Source organism: Photobacterium toruni, assembly GCF_024529955.1.
GTDB classification, from domain to species: Bacteria; Pseudomonadota; Gammaproteobacteria; order Enterobacterales; family Vibrionaceae; genus Photobacterium; species Photobacterium toruni.
On sequence record NZ_AP024854.1, the window covers coordinates 1814812 to 1837168 of the forward strand.

Here is a 22357-nt window from a genome sequence, read left to right on the forward strand (position 1 = left end):
AAAATCAAATGACAATTGGATTGATGAAATTATAGTCAATGATAAGTGACATTCACGTCTAAGTGAAAATTAGTTATATTAATAACCGCATTTAAGACAAATCACAGCCATAAAAAAAGCCAGCATCTCTGCTGGCTTTATGAGTGTAATTAATATAACTATTTGATATATTTAATGCTTACACAGGCTCAATATCTAATATTCCTTGCACGGGCATTTCTACTTTTGGTTTAGCACCAAAACCACGTAAACCCACTACGTGTACATGCTCACGGTCTTTAAATATTTTACGAACTAATTTATAGGTCGTTCCTTTTTCAGGACTGATATTTTCAGGGGCCGCAATTAATAGCTGCATATCTAAACGTTCACATAGCTCAAATAAAGTCGCAATAGACTTACCATCTAAACGCGCGGCTTCATCAAGGAATAATAAACGACAAGGAATAATATCTTTACCACGTAAACGGCGAGATTCTTCTTCCCAGCTTTGTATTACCATCAATAGAATTGCTTGACCTGTACCGATCGCTTCACCCGTTGATAATGCACCTGACTCAGCTTGCAGCCAACCATCCGTACCACGGTTAACTTCAATATTTAACTCAAGGTAGTTACGGTAATCAAGTAACTCTTCACCTAAAATTTGTGGTGAGCGCTGACCCATATCAATGTGTGGATTTAAACGTTGGAATAACTTCGCAATCGCTTCTGAGAAGGTTAAACGGTTATTGCCAAATAAATCATTATGCTGATCTTTTTGATCAAGTAATCCAAGTAGTAATGATTCATGCGTTTCACGTACTTTAACGTTAAGACGTACGCCACATACCTGTCCAAAACCAACATGCTGTAAGCCTTGGTTAAGCATTCGAATACGATTTTGCTCACGCTGAATTGTTTTACGAATAATATTCGCTACTGAATCAGAACTGATTGCTAAACGTTGTTCACGTGCAGTAAGTTCTTCTGTTAAACGACCAAGTTCAGCTTCCATTTCTTCGATAGCTTCAACGGGATCATCAGTACGAATAATATCGTGACGAATACGCTCACGTAGATGTTGATATACGGCGATATAGAACAATACCTTACGCTCAGGACGTGCCACATCTTCTGAGGCACGTAATGCATCACGTAAGTTTTCGTTATCAGCCACAGCCAGACGCAATGCACCTAATGCTTTATCTGATAATGAACGTAATTCATCAGCTGACATGTACGCCATTTCACGACGATGTAAACGACGCTCAACATCACTTTCACGCGCAAGACGTAATACCGCACACCAACCAGCTTTAGCATTAACAACCAGTTTACGGAAGTCTTGGTAATCTTTACCCACTTTACGTAAACGCTTCATTAAGCCTTTCATTTCAAGCTCAATAGAAGTTGTTGATTTTTCTAATGTGCTACGACGATTACGCGAACTATGTAGACGTTCATTAAGCTCATTACGACGTACTAATGCACGCTCTTCTGCTTCAACATCTGCACGAACACCTAACTCTTGCAGCTCACGTTCAAACTCTAGTACCGTTTCATTCTTCGCTTGATGAGAACTCTTCAGCGATGCCATTAACTGATTATATTGGTTTGCTTGTGCTCGCGATTGCTTCAAGCTAGCACGTGCTGTATTACGCTGTTGCTCTGCTGTCGCTAGTTTCAATTTTAGCTGATCGTTAAGTTCTGAACTCTTGTTCAATAACTCAACAGAATCTGCATAGCTAAAGTGATGACGACGCTCGGCTAAATCAGCAACCGCAAACATTAACGTTTTCAGTTGTTGCAGTTGTTGATCGGCAGCTTCGTAATTTACTTGTAGCGTATCAAATTGCTCAGGGTCAGCATCAAGTGCTGAGACCAAACCTTCAAGCTCAACTAATGATTTACCATAACGATCAAGATAGTTACGCGCTTCATCCATTTGTGCAAGTTGTTGTTCAACTTCAGCAAAACGTGCTGTTAAGGTTTCATCTTCAAGTAATGCTACAACTGGATTTAATTTACCCAGCAAGCTTAGACCTTCACGTGCAGCAGCTAATTGACTACGTTGTTGCTGCTCTTGTGCTTGTGATTCTGCTAACTGACGCATGATCTGATTACGCTGATCACGAGCTTGTTTCAACTCAACTTCAGGATCAGCATTGAATGCAATTGCCATATGGGTTGCAACAAAACTATTAAAGCTTTGGTACAAGCGTTGTAGCTTTTGTGAATCAAATGCCGCTTTTGCATGATCTTCTATTATTTGATCGCGCTCATCACGTAAAAACTCTAATCGTTGTTCACGGGCTGCTCGACCAAACAATGGCACTTTAGGAAAGCGGGAATAACGTAATTGACGATCATTTAAATGAACACATACGGCATTCTCAAGCTCATCAACGTCAAAGCCGCTATCATCAAATGAATCTGCATCGCCTTCAATGATATACAAATCATCAGGGCAATCATCAAGTGCAATCAGCTTTTCTTTTATACCACTTAAATCAGGAACGATAATAGCATGACGAGATGGACCATACATCGCACTGAAATAAGGCGCATCAGCAAGCGTGATATCATCATAAATTTCAGATAACATCGTACCGCCAAGGGTTTCAGCCAACGCACGTAGACCTGAATTATCACTGCCACCAGGTTGTGCCAAATGCTCAATATCATGCTCTAAAGTTTGTTTACGTTGAGCAAGTTGATCACGCTTAGCTGACACTTGACGTTCATCATCAAGAGTTGCTTGCATTGCATCCATTACAGCTTGGCTGTTAATTAATTCAGCATTCGCTTGATCGGCAAGCGTTTCAAGTGCATCTGAGGCTGCAATCCACGCAGGGGCTGATGCTTCAAGTGCAGTAATACGTCTTGCAAGTCCCTGTTCGTTATGGCGCATATCATTACGCTGTTCAACTAAACTAGCTTGATCTTGCTCTAAGCTTTCTAACGTTGCTTCATGGCGCGCTTGTTCTTCAGCTAACGCCAACTCACCATCAATGGTGGTTGCAAACTTTTTAGCATACGTCTCAGCAAGTTCAATTGCTTGACGTTGACTACGCACACTACGTTCTAAATCACGATATTGCGCTTTAAGTTGATCTCCGCGCTCAGACACTGAACGAAGTTGACGACCATGCTCAATTAACTCACGGGCTTTATCACTCGCTTGAGTACGATCAACTACACCCGCAATTGTCGTTACAATGGCTAAGCCTTTTTCAAACTGCTGAGCAGCAGCTGATGACATATCCAGTTTGTGTTTTAACGCTAATAGTGCCGTCGTTTGAGTATCTTGCTGTTGCTTCAGTTGAACAAGAAACGGTGGCGCTTGATCTGGTAACATTTGATGATCATCAGCCAAATCACGTGCTTTTTCTAATGCTTGTACCGCTTGTTGGTACTGCAATGCACGAGTTTGCTGCATATCTAATGCTTGCTGATAATCAGCTAGCTGCGTTTTTAAACTATCAACTTCTTCTTCGGTTAGTTGTGATTGCTCTTCGGCTATCGCTAATTGTTCAGCGGCCTCTTCAACAACCATCACTTGCTCTTCAAGACGTTCTGTTAGCTCTTCAAGATCTTCTTTATAGCGGGCGATTTTCTCGGCTTGACGAACAGCCGCTTGAACCAATTGCAAGTGATCAGATGCCGATTGATAATCTTGCTCTAACGCACTTTCTTGATCGGCTAGCTCAGCTAATTCGGCATTCATGTTATTTAACGATGATTGCTGATCAATAAGGGTCTGACGCGATCCCATTAACTCACCACGTAAACGTAGTGTTTGCTCTAGCTTCTGCTGGCGTTCGTTAGCATGACGCATATAGTCAGCTGCAACATAATTGGTTGCTTCTGAAATTAAATGCTTAAATAAATCACGATCACTTTGGGTTAATTTGATCGCTTCTAATGTCATACGGTTTTCACGTAACGCGGCTTCCATATCTTGGAAGGCTTTTTTTACCCCAGAATTATGCGGTAATAAATAATCGCGTAATGAACGGGTGATCGCACTTGAAATACCACCATATAACGAGGCTTCAATTAAACGATAGAACTTTGAACGATCTTGGCTATTACGTAATTTCTTTGGTAATACGCCCATTTCAAACATTTGTACATGGTAATCAGTTACCGAGTTAAATGTTTTGAACTGCACCCCTTCGTGCTGACTAACAAGATCTTTAACATCGTTAAGCTGTCGAACTCGAGCTTGATTTTCAGAAATCGTTTCAACTAAAATTTCGGCAGGTTTAATGTGTGATGGTAAGCCTTGAATCAAAAATGGCTTAATATCGACTTTCTTATCGCGGCCAGCAACTTGCTGTAATTTAACCGCAAAAATAATGCGCTGCTGCTTTGAGTTAACCACATCAAGAGCCGCATAACAGGCGCCTGGTTTTAATTTACCGTGAAGACCTTTGTCACGAGAAGCATTTGAACTGCCCGCTTCAGTGGTATTACGAAAGTGTAGTAGGCTTTGGTCTGGAATCAGTGTCGTGATAAACGCTGCCATTGTGGTAGATTTACCTGCACCGTTACCGCCTGAAAGCGTTGTCACCAAATTATCAATATCAAAGGTACGTGCAAAAAAGCCGTTCCAGTTGATCATGGTGAGCGATTGATACTTACCGCGTTCCATTAAATACTACTCTCCTGTACCGCTTGCTCTACATCTTGTTGCATTTCAAGCATTTCTTGATTGTTAGTGTCAATATCATCAAGCAAACTTGATTGACTTGACGCTTGCTGGTGAACCACCGCTTCACCGTCACGAATCAATCGTAACTGCGCTTCACGGACATCATCACCAGTACGTACATCAGCACCAAAGCGGAACACAGATTCACTGATACGGAACTTACCATTCTCACCAATTGGAATAAGCATTCCTAAGCGACGTAAACGACGTAATGACGTTTTTACTTTATCAAACAACTTTTCACGATCAAGATCCGAACCTAATGCGCGGTTGGTGACAAGTTTCATTAACTTTTGTTCATCAGCTAAAACTAATAGCTCATCAAATAGCTCTTGGTTGGTGAAGATACCTTCGTGTGCTAATCGCTCAGGACTAAGGTAAAGAAAACACAATACTTTACCTACCAGCATATCGATTTCAGATAATACTGAACGACCAATCAATGAGGTTGAACGTGGACGTAAGTATAGAAAACCTTCAGGTGCACGCACTAATTCAGCATTATAACGACGGTAAAACATCGCTAATTCTTTCTCAAACTCAATTAAGTAAGCGTGGCTATCTAAATCTTCACTTGAAACATGGCGGCCAGAACGCAATGCGTTATCTAGCGTCGGGAAAAGTGGATTAGCAATCGCTTTTGCCAACTTTTCCGGCATAAATTCTTCAATATTTGTCAATGACATGGGCTTGTACCTTGGCTCCGTATTCGTTAATTGCTTTCCAATCAGGTTGAATGGCATTGAAGTCAGCTTCGGAATACCCCATCCTTACCGCCTGATCAATCACAATCCGCGCTAAATCAAAATGTTGTGCATACGGATGTTGTGCCAAATAATCTTTAAGTAAAACACTTAAGTTGATTGGAGCACCTGTTGCTTTATGTGCTTGTAACATCAAACCGACTTTCTCAGCCAGTAGATCGTTAACCAAATCAAGTTCTTCAAATTCCATTTCACCAGGGACGATACCTGTTACTTCATCATCACGTAACATTAAGGTTTCATCACGCATATCAAGTAAGCGTTCAGCATCTGCAAATGTCAGTAGCCATGGTGCATCAAAATAATCGGTAACTGATTGGCGTAATCGTTGACTAAAGGCGCGATTTTTATCCATATCAATTGCTGTACGAATAAATTTATGCACATGACGGTCATAGCCAATCCACAAATCAATCGTCTGTTGTCCCCAACTGATAATGCGATCTAACTTCATTTGCAGGATATAAACCATACCATCAACAAAATCGAGATCAGTGCGTCCTTGAATCACTTCTTGAATAGCAAGTAGCTGACTTTGAAGTTGATCACCTGCAGCTTGCAACGTATCTTGCAATTCACGCAGCGTTGATGAAGTTTCATCAAGTAGCGCTTCACAGCTACTGATAGCCGCCTGCCAATCTTGATTTAATAACTCTGCGATATCGAGCTTAACTTGCTGCTGTTGCTCATCCATTGCACGTTGGTTTAAATCAATACGGTCAAATATTTCAGCCACTGAGTATTTTAATACTGCATGTACATTTTGACGCCAATGTTTTTCATCGCCGTCTTCTTGTGCTGCGGTTGCTGCTTTATTGATTTCATCAGCCACCATTGCTAACTGAATAGATAGTTTTAGTGTTGAAAACTCACGTTGCCGTACATAATAATCGGTAATACCAAGTGCTAATGGACTTAAACGATAAATACTAGCGCCATCAGTCACCTCACTGGTAAAGCGTGATATTAACCGCTGTCTTACCAATTCATTTATGGCGTTATTGGCACGAAATGCTAGGGTTTCCTTGGTTTGACTGAACATATCGCTCACAATGCGAAATGCATCAATCAATTCACCTTCCCCTAATTCTTCATCAAAGCGATCACCACTTAAGACAGCAATCGCTAACAAGAACGCCAGCCGTTCTGTCGGTAAATTAAGGGCAAACTCATTATTCTTGACCCAATTTACTAACTCAGGAACAGTCTGGGTAACTTCACTCATCCCTTGTCCTTATTGCTATTATTTGAATTTGTCATCACTGTTGATGTCACATCAGTGAGAGGCTTACGCGCATACACATGGATATAACGACCTAATGACAAAAAAGGTTCCTGACGACAAAGCTTTTGCTCCATATCAAGAACTTGTTCGAAACTGTAATCGCCCATTCGGTCATGATGCATATAGTCATGGAATGTGCGTACGCCGGTTTTACCCATTATGTCAAAACCCGCTTCAGTTAGACACTGATATACCTCATCAGGTTTGATACCTTGCTGAGGTTGTAGTTTAAACCGTTTCCGATGTGGCATACCCTGTTCAATATGGGTTAAATTGCCACAAATCAGATTTTTAAACAGTAATCCATTATAGTTATAAAACATTACCGAGATAACGCCCCCCGGTTTCACGTTTTCTAATAGACCCGTTAATGTTGCAATTGGATCAACCAACCATTCCATCACTGCATGAAAGAGAATTAAATCAACGGGGGCTGCTATATGCTCACTAATTTCTTGAATTGGTGAATGCACTAGCCGATATTGATCAACTAAGCCATTTTTAGCAATTTCTTGTGCTGCTAATGTCAGCATTTCGCTAGATAGATCACATAACGTCACTTGATGCCCAAGCGCCGCTATTTTTTGAGATATTTGCCCAATACCGCCACCAGCATCTAATACTTGTAATGGCGATACACCATCTAATTCCTGCAATATATATTCAATATCTTGCCAAACAACAACTTGTCGTATTTGACCTTTCGCTGTGCCATAAATATTATCAGCGAATTTTTTCGCTAAATCGTCAAAATTTCGGTCTTTTTCCATGGCTCATTTACGTTATGATAGCGATGCTAGAATATGGCTTATTTTCTCACAAGCGGTAAAGGAATAAAGGCTTGTGATCGATTTTAGGGCTCAACTGCTGAAATTTCGGACGACATATTATGTTTATACTTAAAAAAATCATATCTGCGCTACTGATGCCGCTGCCCTTTCTATTATTAGTTGGTGGTTTCGGTTTATGTTTACTGTGGTTTACCCGCCGAAAAAAATTAGCCTCTATCTTAGTGAGTATCTCGCTAATTGGTATTTTCTTATGTTCATTCCAGCCGTTTACAACAGCATTATTACGGCCACTAGAACAAGAAAACGCCGCTTTTGTCAGTACCACTCAACCTGTCAGCTACGTAATGGTATTAGGTAGCGGTCAAGTTATCGATAAAACATTTCCTATTACCTCAGAATTATCACCAACAGCAGTTACACGCTTAGTTGAAGGGATCCGTATTTTCCGTTTGTATCCTGGAGCAAAACTCATTTTATCCGGCTATGGTGGTCTTAATTCTCATGGTATTAGTCATGCTCGTTTAATGGCACATTTAGCTATCGCGTTAGGGGTTGATAAACGAGATATCCTATTATTTGAATCAACGAAAGACACCAAAGAAGAAGCCTACCAAGCGGCCAATGTTGTAAAAAATAAAAAGATGATCTTAGTTACATCTGCAAGTCAAATGTCACGCGCACTTTATTATTTTCATCAAGCAGGATTACAGCCTATTGCTGCACCAACAAACTTTAGGGCCAGTAATCAAATGCGTGATTTTGTCCCTGATTCAAGATTTCTTACTCAGATGGAAATTGTTGAACATGAGCGTTTAGGTCAATTATGGCAGCGTATTACCAGCAAACTATTAAACCCAAAAATTGAACATCAACAAGCAGAAAAAGTAAAACCTGAGACTTTATAGTTTATTTAATATCATGTTTTAGCTAATTTATTTCAAGCCAGAGACTATACCTGTATAGATCTGGCTTTTTTAATTGATCATACTTTCTGCATAATTATTAATCTCATGCTGCTCTAGTATGATTTTATCTTACTATTTCATTCTAATCTCAATATGCTTTATTGTATTTCATGATAAAATAATCACTTATTACTTAATAAAGAATCTTATTCATGAAACTTTTAATCCGTAACCTTTCTCGCAGCACAACTGAAGTTCAAATTCATAAAATGTTTGAAGAGTTTGGCAAAATTAGTGCTTGTAACCTTGTATTAGACGAAAAAACAGGTAAATCAAAAGGATTTGCATTTGTTGAAATGGCTGATGATGAACAAGCAACTCGCGCAATGAAAGCACTTCATGAAATGATGGTTGATAAAAGCCGTATCCGTGTGAAAATTGCTGAGTAATTACAGTCATTAATTCCCTATAAAAAAACCGAGTACATAATACTCGGTTTTTTTATTATTAAGATGATGTTCATTAGCTAACGGTTTTGCTAGCTAACTAACTGTCGTACTTTTTCTAAATCTTCTAACGTATCAACCCCTGCTGGTGGCGCATCAATCGCAACATCAACATGAATTTTCTCACCATACCAAAGCACGCGAAGTTGCTCTAATGATTCAATATGTTCAAGTGGGCTTGGCTGCCAATTAATGTAAGTATTAATAAACCCTGCACGGTAGGCATAAATTCCAATATGTCGCAGTAGATTATGATGAACAATGCGTGGTTGCTGTGCAAAATTATCACGATCCCAAGGAATAGCAGCGCGGCTAAAATACAATGCGTAACCGTCTTTATCCGTTACAACTTTTACAGCATTAGGATTAAAGATTTCATCATGATGATCAATCTCTACCGCTAATGTTGCCATCGGGGCATTAAAATTTGCAATATTATCGGCTACTTGACGAATTATCGTATCAGGAATAAGTGGCTCATCACCTTGAACATTAACGACGATATGATCATCAGCTAACTGGTATTTTTCAACAACTTCAGCCAACCGCTCGGTGCCTGATTGATGATCGGTGCGTGTTAAACAGACTTCACCACCAAAACCTTGGACAACATCAACAATACGCTGATCATCAGTCGCAACAATAACCTGATCTGCCCCTGATTTACATGCTTGTTCGTAAACCCATTGCACCATTGGTTTACCTGCAATATCAGCTAACGGTTTACCGGGTAAACGGGTTGATTGATAACGTGCAGGAATAATAACAGTAAATGCCATTACTTAACCTCGTCAGAGCTTAATGTACGTGCTTCTGAATCAAGTAGAACAGGAATACCGTCATCGATAGGATAAGCAAGACGATCAAACTTACACACTAATTCATTATTTTCTTTATCGAAATTCAACTTACCTTTACATACAGGGCAAGCAACGATTTCAAGCAGACGGTGATCCATACTTTTCCTTAACCTCTATAATCTGTTTAATTATGGCTGATGCTTGTGGCTCAGAGATAACTGCATCGACTGGCAGATACCACCAATTATCCTCAGCAAATAGGTAACATTTTACCGCATCTTTTTCAGTCATCACTAAATGTTGCCCTTGTTGGGCTAAATCTAACAATATTTGATGAGTAAAAGGTTGATGATCAGCAAAAGGCTGGCATACAACAGGCTTTACTCCTAACGCATTTAATGTTGCAAAAAATCGTGGTGGATGACCAATACCTGCCATTGCGACCACTGATGATAAAGACGTTACAGCACAACGTTCGCCAGTCTTAATATTAATTAATTCTGATGGTGCTAAATGCATTGCTGCTTCGTTAGTATGTGCCTGTCCACCATTACAAATCAAAAAATCAACCTCATTAAGCCGCTGACATGATTCACGTAGTGGTCCTAATGGCAATAAATGCTGATTACCAAATCGGCGCTGACCATCAATCACGACTAACTCAATGTCTCGTGCAAGGGCATAATGCTGAAGACCATCATCAGTGATAATGACATCAACATGGTGTTTTAACAGCAACTTTACCGCATCGCTTCGAACAGGCGCTACCGCAACAGGAACCCCTGTACGACGACGAATTAACACCGGTTCATCACCAGCAATATCCGTATTAGTATCACTTTCAACGAAATAAGGATAATAAGGCGCTTTACCGCCATAACCACGTGAAACTACACCTGGTTTTAATCCTTGTGCTAATAACTGTTCGACTAACCACACTACAACGGGTGTTTTGCCATTACCACCAGCGGTAATATTACCAACAATCACAACAGGAACAGGCGCTCGATAGGCTGTTTTTTTACCATTCTGATATTGCTGTCGTTTGCGCTGACTTAACATACCAAACAGCAAACTAAGCGGCCACAATAATGGCCATAACAGTAAATAAACAACCCGCGCTTTTCCTCTTAGCACGGGCTGATACCAAATAGCTTCAATCAATGAGGCCACGATTAATCACCAAATTGAATACGATGAAGTTGCGCATAAGCACCATTATGGCTAATTAATTCACCATGAGTGCCACGTTCAATAATCTCGCCATCATCAACCACTAGAATCTGATCGGCTTTTTCAATTGTTGATAAACGGTGAGCAATCACTAATACAGTACGATTTTTTTGCAACTCATCTAATGCACGTTGAATGGCACGTTCAGATTCGGTATCTAATGCCGATGTTGCTTCATCAAGTACCAGCACTGGTGCATTACGTAATAATGCACGAGCAATAGCAAGTCGCTGACGTTGACCACCAGATAAGCTCACACCATTTTCACCAATAACAGTATCTAATCCGTGCTCCATGTCTTTAATAAAGTCCATCGCATAAGCAAGCTCTGCCACTCGTTCAATATCAGCGCGAGTATATGTTTCACCGCTAGCATAAGCGATATTATTAGCAATAGTGTCATTAAATAAATGCACACTTTGCGATACTACCGCAACCTGAGAACGTAGGTTTGATAAAGTATAATCTTGAAGATCAACATTATCTAAGCGTAAGTCACCGGAGTCGATATCATAGAAACGGGTCAATAAGTTAGCAATGGTACTCTTACCAGAGCCTGAGCGCCCCACAAGCGCCACTGTTTTACCGGCAGGAAGTTCAAAGCTAACATTACGTAATGCTGGCGTATCTTTTGTTGGGTAAGTAAAAGTGACATCCTTGACAGATACATCACCGTTAACACGCTCAACTTCATGCTTGCCGTTATCTTTTTCAGTTTCTAGATCCATCAAATCAAACAATGTATGACATGCAGCCATACCACGCTGAAACTGAGAAGTCACATTGGTTAACGATTTTAATGGACGCATCAAGCCAAACATCGCACCAAATACTACCGCAAAGGTACCCGGTGTTAATGTTTCTCGTAATGATGGCGTGTTAGCTAAAATCAGTACTACAACTAATGCAATTGAAGCAATAATTTGAATAATCGGGTTAGCTATCGCCTGCGCTGATACTAACTTCATCGATTGGCGGCGCATTAAATTACTTACATAATCAAAACGTTCCTTCTCAACATCTTGACCACCATAACTTAATACAACTTTATGCCCTTTTAGCATTTGCTCTGCTGATGAGGTTACTGAACCCATCGCATCTTGCATACTACGTGAGATTTTACGGAATCGTTTTGAAACAATACTAATGCTAATAGCAACAACGGGGGCGATAACAATCAAAATCGCGGATAGCTGCCAACTATTCCAAAACATTAATACCATTAAGCCAATAATCGATGCCCCTTCACGCACAATACTCACCAAAGCACTACTGGTCGCAGAAGCTACTTGTTCTGAGTCATAAGTAATGCGTGACAATAGTGCACCGGATGCTTCTTTATCAAAAAACGCAACGGGCATTTTCATAAAGTGCTGGAATAGTTGGCGACGAAGATTCATTACGACGTTACCAGATACCCAAGATAAACAGTAGGTTGATACAAAGCCACTCGCGCCACGCATGATCATTAAGCCAACAAGATAAATTGGCATCATGGCAAGAAAACCCGAATCCATGCTATCAAAACCACCAAAACTTTTATCAAGTAATGGTTTGATCATTGATAGCATTAAGGTATCACCTGCCGCATTTATGATCAGCGCAATAACAGCGACAATAATGCCCGCTTTATAGATCTTGATATAAGGCCACAGTCTTTTATAAGTATCTTTGGTCGATTTTTCTGTTAATTGCGTCATGAATGCCAATTTTGATAAAATACAATGCCGCTATTCTACCCTTAAGATTGCTATCAACCAAATTTGTCCACAATCCTTTTTTCTTAAACTGCTTTTTATGCTCATAAAAACAACATTGAACAATCAGTTATTGCCATTTTACTCTTTGGCTAACCAATTAGGTCGATACCATGCTTGAGAATAATGATAACGTTGTTGTTTAACGCTATAGTTATTCTCAAGCATTGTTACGGATACTTGGCCACTATCTTGAGTACTAATCCAATCTATATTATTGGCTTGGTAACGCTGTTTAATCGCCGCTGATGGTAATCCCCAAGGATTAAAGTAGCCAATTGATACCACAGCTAATGATGGTTGAACCGCATCAAGTAAAGTTTGTGTTGAAGAAGTACTGCTACCATGGTGTGGCACAACCATAATATCAGCCTGCCAATCCTGAGTTTGCATTAACATCACAAGCTCAGATTTTGCATCAATATCTCCAGTTAATAATACACTTGGACCACTGCCACCTACCGCTTGAATATGAATAACACAAGAATCTGAATTCATTGCGCGTGGCATCATTCTTGGTGGCCATTTAACTGAAAACTCAAGTCCCTGCCATTGCCATCGTTGCCCCATAATACAAGCAGAAAAACCATGGCGTTGATCGCTACTGTATTTATTCGGTGGTTGATAACGTTGTATAAGATAATCACTACCGCCAGCATGATCATTATCAGCATGACTCAAAATGAGCCCATCAACCTGCGTTATTCCTTTATGAGCTAATACGGGTTCAATGACAGACTGTGCAACACTCTTTTCTTCCCAAGCATTACCAGTATCATAAATAAAAACCTGTTGTTGCTTTTCTATTAATATTGCTAATCCATGCCCAACATCTAATACAGTCATCGTCCATTGTGGTTGGTTATTATTTCGACTCTCCCACCACAAACTAAACACAATAAAAATAATACTGATATAAAACCAACAAAAATACTTCAATGGTAATAATGGCCATACAACAGTAATCATTGCAATGACTACCAATAATAATGTCATTGATGCAGGTAACATCATCCATGCACCATTACTCCATGCCGCAATATTTAAAATAGGTATTAATGAGAAATCGGCCAATAACCAAAATAGTGACGATAACCATGGCCACCATACGGTTATTACACCCATCAAAACAAAAGGAACAGTTACAAAACTAACCCAAGGGACCGCAATTAAATTAGTAAATGGTGCAGCAAGAGAAAAGCCACCAAACCACCACCACTGAATGGGTAGCATTAACAATAATAAATATCCCTGCACCTTGAATAAAGACTTTATGCGTTGATACCATCGTTGTTGCCAAGATAACGTGATCATGGTCGGTGAGTTTTCAATGATAAACATAACTAAAAAAATAATAACCGCACTGAATGACAACCAAAATCCAGCGCTATAACTGACAAAAGGGTCCCAAAACAAACATAAACCTAACGTAACTAATAATATTTGCCAAGGTCGCCAATAAATCGCCGTGATACGTAATACTCCAACGATTAAACACATTAATAATGCTCGAATTGTCGGTAAACTAAAACCCGCTAACCATGCATACCCAAAAGCAAATAACAGCCCTAAAAGTAAAGGTAACCATAACCAGTAAACCGTTTGTGGTAAGCATAATCGTAAAAGATAACCAAGCCACCACCCGATTAACATTGCAAGTCCAATATGTAGCCCTGAAATTGCTAATAAGTGCGCTAATCCACTATCACGTAAATCAATCCAATCTTGAGTTTCAAGCCCATCTCTTAAACCAAATGTTAAAGCTGTTAAATAGCTTTGATAGCGCAGGCTCTTTAATAAAGGAGTTACGTTATCTAACCATTTTTGGCGAAAAGATACTGAAGAAGATAATCGCATTGGTAACTTATCGCCGCTAATAACCACAGCACGCCCATGAAGACTACGACTTAATGCATGTTGCTCTCGATCAAAACCGGCTTGATTCACACGCCCAACAATACGACTCAACCTAACAGGTAAACGCCATATTTGTCCTTGTTTTAATATTGGCGCGTCTTTCCAAAAAACCATTAAGTGCAATGGCGATACAAAATCAACATTTGGCGAATGTAAATTTAGCACTTTCGCCTCAAAATTCTCAGAGGGTATATTTTCATTAAAAAGCGTACTAATGCTTACATCTATGGTAGTATTAAAACTGTTTATTGGGATACTATCAATATTGTTAATATATTGATTAGCATCAAAAACAGCCCAGAATATAGCAAGTGAAAAGCAAATAAAAATAACGCTTCGGTACACCATAAACATAATGGCACCAAAAACTATTATTAATAGTAAACACCAATATGGTGGTAATGTGTTGAATAAATGTAACGACAGATAGCCGCTAATACTTGCTATAAATATTTGAACCATATGGCCTTAGCCAGTCAAAAAAAAGATTATGCCAAGACATTTTATTAAAAAATTTTTGCCTAGCCATGAAGTAATTAAACGCCAAAAAGCGTTAAAGATATTTGGCAATCTACTTTATAACCCTAACTTATGGTGTTTAAACCGTCGTTCAGCGTCTGGTGCATTTGCGGTTGGGTTGTTTATGGCTTTTGTTCCACTTCCAAGTCAAATGTTAATGGCTGCAGGTCTTGCTATTATGTTTGGCGTAAATTTACCGTTATCCGTCGCACTAGTGTGGGTAAGTAACCCCGTCACAATGCCGGTGCTGTTTTATGGTGCTTATAAACTAGGTGCTTGGGTACTGCATAGTCCTGATGTTGGTTTCCACTTTGAGTTAACATGGGATTTCCTTTTAAATCAGATGAGCCAAATCGGTCCACCGTTCTTATTGGGTTGTTTTATCTGCAGTGTTTTGAGTGCATCTATCGGCTATTTTGGGATTCGATGGCTATGGCGCTATTCCGTAGTACGTAGTTGGAATCGACGTAAATTCCGTATTCCTAAAACGCGTTAAACGTTGTTTTGTTATAACAATAAAACTCTGTAAGCATGGAGTTTTATTGTTAACTTACATTTTTTTGAGAAACCACCTCCATCATTTAAGCTTCCATATATTCAACTCTCACAATTATTAGACCTAACGCACATTTATTTTTCTTATAACGACAGCAAAAACTTATATTGCTAATTAGTTGCACTTAATTCCTAGTAATTGTTATTGTTCAGTCTACTATTTAAAAATAGAATACAGCCTTAAATAGCAGTAACTTACAAAAATTTAATATGCACTACTAATTTTATTAAAGGGAAATAAAATGGAAAACCCAGTAAAAAATCTACTTACAAAAGGTTGGAAATGGTTTGTTATCGTTGGTGTAATTGTTACTTTAGCCGGTATTTTTGCAATTAGTTTACCTGTCGCGGCAGGTATGACAATCACAACAATTATTGGTGTGATCTTCTTAGTCATTGGTTTAGTACAGGTCTACCACACCTTTAGTATTCCACAATGGAAAACTAAAATTTGGTATGTCATTAGTGCGCTATTTTATCTCATTGGTGGATTATTCATTTTAGGACAGCCATTTATTGGCTTAGTTACCATTACCGTACTGATGATTGCTACAATGGTATTTAATGGTATAACACGAATGATGTTTGGCTTTAGCAGTCGAGAGCACCTTGCAGGCTGGCGTTGGATTGTCTTTAGTGGTTTATTATCAACAGCAATTGGTATCTATTTCTTTAATTTAATGCATAACCCAGAATTCTCAATGTCACTATTAGGTATTTTTGTTGGGGTTTCATTAATATTTGAAGGTATTAGTTTTATTTTCATTGGCTCACAAATGAAAAAAGCCCTTCTTAAATAAAGATTATCCACTAATAATAATGACAAAGGCTTCAGTTAACTACTGAAGCTTTTTCTTTATAAATCAAAAAGTAATCAACAAAAAAACATAATCGACAAATCATTTTCATCATAATTTCTTATAAAAACATTGCCTTTAGTTATAAATTTCAGTAAAAGTGTGTTTTTTATACTTGGGCGATACTATTGATGGGTTACCTGACTCTATTTAGTTTACTGCTAAACGTTTGGCTAATAAGCTCAACGAGCATGGTTGTTCCTGTAACACTCACCCAGTATACTTTACATAAAGCATCACCTTTCAGCATTACGAACATTCAAGATGACTGGAACGATAATGTCATTATTTTATCGAATAATAATCAGACAATACGACAATTATCAAAAATAGATAATAAGAATTTTGTTCCAGCGCTATATTGTGATAATAATGTTGCTAGACAAGCGCACCAAATAACAAGTCATTATTCTAAACATCAACGGTATTCACATCTTTTTCTTGCTAACTTTCAATACCGTTTTACCCATAGTCGTCGGCAATTACTGTATCTCAATTTCCGCGACATTTACTTTAATTATGACTCTGACTACAAGGACTACATAGATGCTTGATTCATTTGTATCTATTTTTTCAGCACTATGGCAACAAGATTTTGCAGCATTACAAAACCCTGAAAGTATTGTAATGATCTATTTTTGTGTCACCTTTGTTATTTGGCTGGAAAGTGCATTTCTACCTGCTGCTCCACTACCTTGTGACAGCATTGTTATTTTAGCGGGCACTCTAGGTGCCATGGGTATTATTGACTTTAAACTAATTGTATTTTTATTGATTGTCGCTTCTGCAATTGGTAGTTGGTTAGCTTATTTACAAGGTCGATGGCTTGACCATTTACCTAAAGTAAAACGATGGGTTGATATGGTTCCACCACATCGAATGCAAACTGTAGATAAGCTACTAATTAGACATGGTATTGTGGCATTATTTGCAGCAAGATTTATTCCCGTTGTACGCCCATTATTACCTTTAATGATGGGATTTAGAATTAAGAACCAGGCACATTTCTTTCGATTTGCTTGGCTAAGTGCAACAGCTTGGGTACTGCTATTAACCGGTCTCGGTTATTTATTAACGCTGCTACCTGAAAATGTTGCTCGTGTAACCACAATGGTATTAATGGTTGCACCTTTTGTTACTTTAGGTATTGCTATTATTAGTCTCTTTAGTAGTTGGTTTGTAAAGCGTATCAAAAAAAACAAAATAGCTTAATCAACAACTAAAGATTTAATAGCTATAAAAAAACCCGCTAATAGTTAGCGGGTTTTTTATTATCTGTATACGGGCTTAAACTTAGAAGTAGAAGCGAGTACCGAATACGATGTTTGTTAGGCTGTCTTTAGCTTTGTTGCCAGAGAACTCAATATCGTCAGTTGCGATGTTGTAGTTAACTTCTGCACTTAGAGCAACGTTAGGGTTGATGAAGTACTTAACACCAGCTGCTAGTTTAATGTTTAGTGCCCAAGAATCACCATCTTTACCAACATTGCCATCAGTACCAGTCTTTTCGTTGTAGCTTAGAGCTGCAAGCTCAGTTGCTGCACCAACGTAAGGAACCCAGTTAGTAGTATTAACAAAGTTGTACTCAGTGAATACACCTAGTTTACCGCTGATTGCATCATTTTCATCTTTAGCAGCAATAGTAGCAGTACCACCTAGCTCCCAGTTGTCTTTAATAAATTTACCGTAAGAACCGTTTAAGTTTAGATCCCAACCGCTACCTAGTTTAGCATTACCTTGAACACCAATCTCTTGTGTACCAGCTGGAAGTTGAACCGCTGCTTGTGCAGCAACAGGCGCCATTACAGCAAAAGCGACTAATAAACCTAGTGCATTCTTTTTCATGTTAAATCCTAATTGTTTTGTTTTATTTATTAACAAATAAGTATAGCTGTCTATTATAAAATAATGGTTACATCTATAAAAAGAATGAATCCTTTCTAATAACGACAACAACATCTTTGTATTAAGTGATAATAAATTATCACGTAAAAATGCCTCTGTTAAATTAAACAATATAAATTCACAAAAAAGAACAGTGTTCGTAATTTATATGCCAGATAAATTACTCTTAAAGATTTCAAATAAACATCAAACAGCATCAATACTGGGATGTGTCTCTTTTTAGCTGCGTATTTATCAAAAAAAAACAAAACAAAAACTGTAAGCATAAAAAAAAACAATTTAAAAAAAGCCATAAATATCACTTTTACGGTCATATAGTAACCAAATAAATCATATTTCATTCGAAATGAGCATGGATTTATTCTATTTTTATTTTTATTTATCCTCTAAAAATGAACTTATTCTTAAAAATGAGTCAATAACTAACATCTTTCGCCATTAGCGCTTTTATTATTCTATTAAAAAGCGGAGTATCATAATACTCCGCTTCCCAAATAGCAGAACAACAATTAATTATTTCTATTACTTAGCACTCAATACTCGAGCGGGTTGCAATCGACTTGCTCGAGTTGCCGGATACCATGTTGCAATTAAACTCAATACTACCGCAGTCGTAGTAACAATCACAACATCGTGCCATGCTAATTGTGTTGGAAGAAAATCCACAAAATAAATATCTCCTGACAAGAATCTATGCCCTATGATTTTCTCTATTACTCGAACAATATGCGTCAAGTTAACCGCAATTAATGAACCAAATAACGAACCAATAATGCTGCCAAGTACACCAGACAATACGCCATGCCAAACAAAGATAGATTTAATCAGTCGATCAGTCGCTCCCATAGTGCGTAAAATAGCAATATCAGCAGCACGATCTTTTACAGCCATCATTAGTGTTGAGACAATATTAAAACATGCAACACCAATTACCAGTACCATCACTAAATACATAATGGTACGTACCATTTGAATATCGCGGTATAAATAACCGTATTTTTGTGTCCAACTTTTAAGATAAACATAAACAGGTAATGTATCACCCACTTCTTTAACGATTTGTTGGGCATTAAGTACATTATCAACATTCATTTCGATACCAGAGACGCCCTCTCCCATATCTAAATATTGCTGTGCATCTTTTAATGGAACAATTGCTAAACTATGATCAATTTGCCCCCCTAATGCGAGCAAACCAACAACTTGTAACCGAATACGCTTGGGAGCTCTTAATTTCATTTGAGGATCAGTGTTGGGAATCATTGCTGTGATCCAATCACCAACTTTTAACTGAAGTTTAGTCGCAACACCTTGCCCTAAAATAACCTCACGTTTACCCGCAGTAAAAGTAGCCCATGCATTATTTTTAACATAGCGTGGCAATTCACTGACTTTAAGTTGTTCTTTTGGGTCTACCCCACGAACAGCAACAGCTTTAAGTTTATCGCCTCTTTCAAGCAACGCCGTAAATTCAACATAAGGTGCAGCAGCAGTAATATCAGGATGCTGTTCTACTTGCTTTAATAAAGGTTTCCAATTTTTCAACGGTGGTTCTACAGCTTGTAATTCACCTTGAGGAATAACAGAAAGTACTCGAGTTTGTAACTCACGCTCAAAACCATTCATGGCTGACAAACCAATAATGATCACTGCGACACCGACAGCAATACCGAGCATTGAAGACAAAGAGATAAACGACACCATTCGATTTCGTTTTTTAGAACGATTAAAACGACTGCCTATATAAAGAGATAACGGACGAAACATTACTTATCCTTAACCTCTGCTAAAATGCCATCTTGCATAAACATACAACGATCAAGTTTTGATGCTAATTGCATGTCATGGGTCACAACTAGAAATGCTGTACCTGATTCAATATTAAGCTTACGCATTAGATCATAAATATCTAATGCTGTTTGATGATCTAAATTACCCGTTGGTTCATCTGCCAATACAATTGCAGGGTTATTCACTAAAGCACGAGCAATGGCAACTCGTTGACGCTCTCCCCCACTCAGTTCAGATGGACGATGATCAAACCGATGGTTTAACCCCACCATCTCTAACATATCTTGAGCACGAGTTCGAGCTTCACTAATCGCAACCCCACCAATTAATAACGGCATTGCTACATTTTCAGTCGCTGTAAAATCAGCCAATAAATGGTGAAATTGATATACAAAGCCAATATCTTGATTACGAATTTTTGCTTGTTTATTGGAGTTTAATGTATCTAACCGCTGTCCTTTGAAAAACACTTCGCCATTAGTGGGTTCATCTAATGAACCAAGAATATGCAACAACGTACTCTTACCTGAGCCAGAAGAACCAACAATTGCCACCAGCTCATGATCAGCAATATCAATATTAACCTGCTTCAATACTTCAGTTTGTAACTGACCCTCTTGATAAGTTTTACATAATTGATTACAAGATAATAATGGATTATTCATAACGAAGAGCCTCAGCAGGACGGACAGCTGCCGCACGATAAGATGGGAAAATAGTCGCTAATAAGCTCAATATAATAGCGCCAACAATAACAGCCAAAATTTGCATTGGTTCAAAATCTACAGGAAGAGAACCACCAATAACCGCAAGATTAACCCCGACAAATGCCATAATTGGGTTTAGGTAGTAAGAGATTATTACACCAAAAACACCTCCAAGTAGAGCGCCAATGACACCACTACTTGAACCTTGTACCATAAATAACATCAATACCTGACGGTGAGTCATCCCTTGTGTTTTTAAGATTGCGACTTCAGCTTGCTTTTCCATTACCACCATTATTAGCGCAGAAATAATATTAAACGCCGCAACACCAATGATAAGCCCTAGCATCAGCCCCATCATATTTTTTTCCATTTTCACTGCTTGAAACAACTCACCACGCTGTTCACGCCAATCTGACCATTTCCAATCATTAGGTAATGGTATTTTTGCTAATTCCGTTACCGCAAAAGGATCGTTAAGGTATAAACGCCAGCCTGACATTTGATCCAATTTATAATGCAATAACCGACCCGCATCAGAGATGTTAGTAAATACCAACTGCTTATCAACATCGGAACCAGTATCATAAATACCAGATACGGTGAAATTACGCTGACTAGGTAAGCGTCCTAATGGTGTAAATTGACTTGCGCTTGTTACCATTAAGCGAATTTTATCGCCTGGCTGAACATCTAATTCAACAGCAAGTGCTTGACCAATAATGACATTAAAACTACCTGGTTGAAGAGTTTTCAATGACCCAACCATCAGATGATCAGCAATAGGATCATATTGGTTAGGTTCAATACCTATCATCATGCCAGCAGCTAATGAATTCGCACTCTGAATAATCGTTTCACCACGGGTGATAGCTGTCACTTTAGTTACATGTGGTAATTGTTTTAAAACACTCGGCACATGCTCTGAAAGTGGCACTCGACCATCAGTATTAGTAATAATTGCTTGGGGTAACACACCTAAAATTCGATCTTTGAGTTGTTGTTCAAAACCATTCATGACGGACATTACTGTAATTAATGCCATCACCCCTACAGTGATGCCCGCGGTTGACATGTAAGAAACAAAACGACTAAAACGATCACCAGAACGTCCACGTAAGTAGCGTAAACCAATAAAAAAAGATACAGGATGAAACATAGGCTTAAAAAACCACTCCTTTATTTAATAACTCAAGAATACGCGTTAACGGCACTGTTTACCATCAAGCAAGGTAAATGTAATGTAAAAACAGAGGGTAAAGATAATCACTTTACTGAGATCACTTGCTCGTAAGTTCGCTCTAAGTAATAATCAGTATCAATGTCACCAATATTAGCGTTGGTTACATAATAAATATAATGACAC

General features: G+C 38.6%; 19 protein-coding genes. 6 read left to right on the forward strand and 13 right to left on the reverse strand.

Going from position 1 to position 22357, the window contains the following annotated elements:
- Positions 1-178 precede the first annotated feature (178 nt).
- From mukB to cmoM, 4 genes are read right to left on the reverse strand one after another with little or no spacing between them, the layout of a single operon-like run.
- Positions 179-4639, reverse strand: coding sequence for a chromosome partition protein MukB (gene mukB / locus OC457_RS08665; RefSeq protein ID WP_080173226.1), 4461 nt, complete (start codon positions 4637-4639; stop codon positions 179-181).
- Positions 4639-5385: a chromosome partition protein MukE gene (gene mukE / locus OC457_RS08670; protein WP_080173225.1), complete on the reverse strand. Its 747-nt coding sequence runs from the start codon at positions 5383-5385 to the stop codon at positions 4639-4641. The genes mukB and mukE overlap by 1 nt, the downstream gene beginning before the upstream one ends.
- Positions 5366-6688: a chromosome partition protein MukF gene (mukF, locus tag OC457_RS08675; protein ID WP_080173224.1), complete on the reverse strand. Its 1323-nt coding sequence runs from the start codon at positions 6686-6688 to the stop codon at positions 5366-5368. The genes mukE and mukF overlap by 20 nt, the downstream gene beginning before the upstream one ends.
- Positions 6685-7518, reverse strand: a complete 834-nt coding sequence (cmoM, locus tag OC457_RS08680; protein ID WP_080173223.1) for a tRNA uridine 5-oxyacetic acid(34) methyltransferase CmoM — start codon at positions 7516-7518, stop codon at positions 6685-6687. Before cmoM ends, mukF begins: the two co-directional genes overlap by 4 nt.
- Before the next feature lie 119 nt (positions 7519-7637).
- On the opposite strand from cmoM, the gene elyC reads away from it, so the two are divergent.
- Together elyC and OC457_RS08690 are read left to right on the forward strand one after the other, a co-directional pair.
- Positions 7638-8444, forward strand: a complete 807-nt coding sequence (elyC, locus tag OC457_RS08685; RefSeq protein WP_080173222.1) for an envelope biogenesis factor ElyC — start codon at positions 7638-7640, stop codon at positions 8442-8444.
- A 212-nt stretch (positions 8445-8656) separates the two neighbouring features.
- The gene (locus OC457_RS08690; protein WP_080173221.1) at positions 8657-8893 is read left to right on the forward strand and encodes an RNA recognition motif domain-containing protein; all 237 of its coding nucleotides are present in this window, start codon (positions 8657-8659) and stop codon (positions 8891-8893) included.
- An 89-nt stretch (positions 8894-8982) separates the two neighbouring features.
- On the opposite strand, the gene kdsB is transcribed toward OC457_RS08690, so the two are convergent.
- The 5 genes from kdsB to OC457_RS08715 form a co-directional block, all read right to left on the reverse strand.
- The gene (kdsB, locus tag OC457_RS08695; protein ID WP_080173220.1) at positions 8983-9729 is read right to left on the reverse strand and encodes a 3-deoxy-manno-octulosonate cytidylyltransferase; all 747 of its coding nucleotides are present in this window, start codon (positions 9727-9729) and stop codon (positions 8983-8985) included.
- A complete protein-coding gene (locus OC457_RS08700) occupies positions 9729-9908 on the reverse strand; it encodes a Trm112 family protein (protein WP_036795220.1) in 180 nt (59 codons plus the stop codon). The genes kdsB and OC457_RS08700 overlap by 1 nt, the downstream gene beginning before the upstream one ends.
- A complete protein-coding gene (gene lpxK / locus OC457_RS08705) occupies positions 9889-10923 on the reverse strand; it encodes a tetraacyldisaccharide 4'-kinase (RefSeq protein WP_080173219.1) in 1035 nt (344 codons plus the stop codon). Before lpxK ends, OC457_RS08700 begins: the two co-directional genes overlap by 20 nt.
- 2 nt (positions 10924-10925) lie before the next feature.
- Positions 10926-12683, reverse strand: a complete 1758-nt coding sequence (gene msbA / locus OC457_RS08710; protein ID WP_080173218.1) for a lipid A ABC transporter ATP-binding protein/permease MsbA — start codon at positions 12681-12683, stop codon at positions 10926-10928.
- A 138-nt stretch (positions 12684-12821) separates the two neighbouring features.
- Positions 12822-15119 (reverse strand): DNA internalization-related competence protein ComEC/Rec2, encoded by a 2298-nt coding sequence (locus OC457_RS08715; protein WP_080173217.1) that lies wholly within the window; start codon positions 15117-15119, stop codon positions 12822-12824.
- Positions 15120-15147: 28 nt separating this feature from the next.
- Here OC457_RS08715 and OC457_RS08720 point away from each other — a divergent pair, with 28 nt between their 5' ends.
- The 4 genes from OC457_RS08720 to OC457_RS08735 all read left to right on the forward strand — a co-directional run bounded on the left by OC457_RS08720 (position 15148) and on the right by OC457_RS08735 (position 17800).
- Complete coding sequence (locus OC457_RS08720) at positions 15148-15672, forward strand: DUF2062 domain-containing protein (protein ID WP_080173216.1); 525 nt, start codon at positions 15148-15150, stop codon at positions 15670-15672.
- A gap of 301 nt (positions 15673-15973) precedes the next feature.
- Complete coding sequence (locus OC457_RS08725) at positions 15974-16531, forward strand: HdeD family acid-resistance protein (protein ID WP_080173215.1); 558 nt, start codon at positions 15974-15976, stop codon at positions 16529-16531.
- Positions 16532-16719: 188 nt separating this feature from the next.
- The gene (locus OC457_RS08730; protein ID WP_080173214.1) at positions 16720-17142 is read left to right on the forward strand and encodes a hypothetical protein; all 423 of its coding nucleotides are present in this window, start codon (positions 16720-16722) and stop codon (positions 17140-17142) included.
- Entirely contained in the window at positions 17135-17800 is a 666-nt protein-coding gene (locus OC457_RS08735) for a DedA family protein (protein ID WP_080173213.1), read from the forward strand. Before OC457_RS08730 ends, OC457_RS08735 begins: the two co-directional genes overlap by 8 nt.
- Before the next feature lie 81 nt (positions 17801-17881).
- On the opposite strand, the gene OC457_RS08740 is transcribed toward OC457_RS08735, so the two are convergent.
- From OC457_RS08740 to lolC, 4 genes are all read right to left on the reverse strand, one after another.
- Entirely contained in the window at positions 17882-18433 is a 552-nt protein-coding gene (locus tag OC457_RS08740; protein ID WP_080173212.1) for an outer membrane beta-barrel protein, read from the reverse strand.
- Positions 18434-19015: 582 nt separating this feature from the next.
- Positions 19016-20260 carry a lipoprotein-releasing ABC transporter permease subunit LolE gene (gene lolE / locus OC457_RS08745; RefSeq protein ID WP_080173210.1) on the reverse strand — a complete coding sequence of 415 codons (1245 nt, stop codon included), beginning with the start codon at positions 20258-20260 and terminating at the stop codon, positions 19016-19018.
- A complete protein-coding gene (gene lolD / locus OC457_RS08750; RefSeq protein WP_080173209.1) occupies positions 20260-20949 on the reverse strand; it encodes a lipoprotein-releasing ABC transporter ATP-binding protein LolD in 690 nt (229 codons plus the stop codon). The genes lolE and lolD overlap by 1 nt, the downstream gene beginning before the upstream one ends.
- A complete protein-coding gene (gene lolC, locus OC457_RS08755; protein WP_080173208.1) occupies positions 20942-22150 on the reverse strand; it encodes a lipoprotein-releasing ABC transporter permease subunit LolC in 1209 nt (402 codons plus the stop codon). The genes lolD and lolC overlap by 8 nt, the downstream gene beginning before the upstream one ends.
- Positions 22151-22357 lie beyond the last annotated feature (207 nt).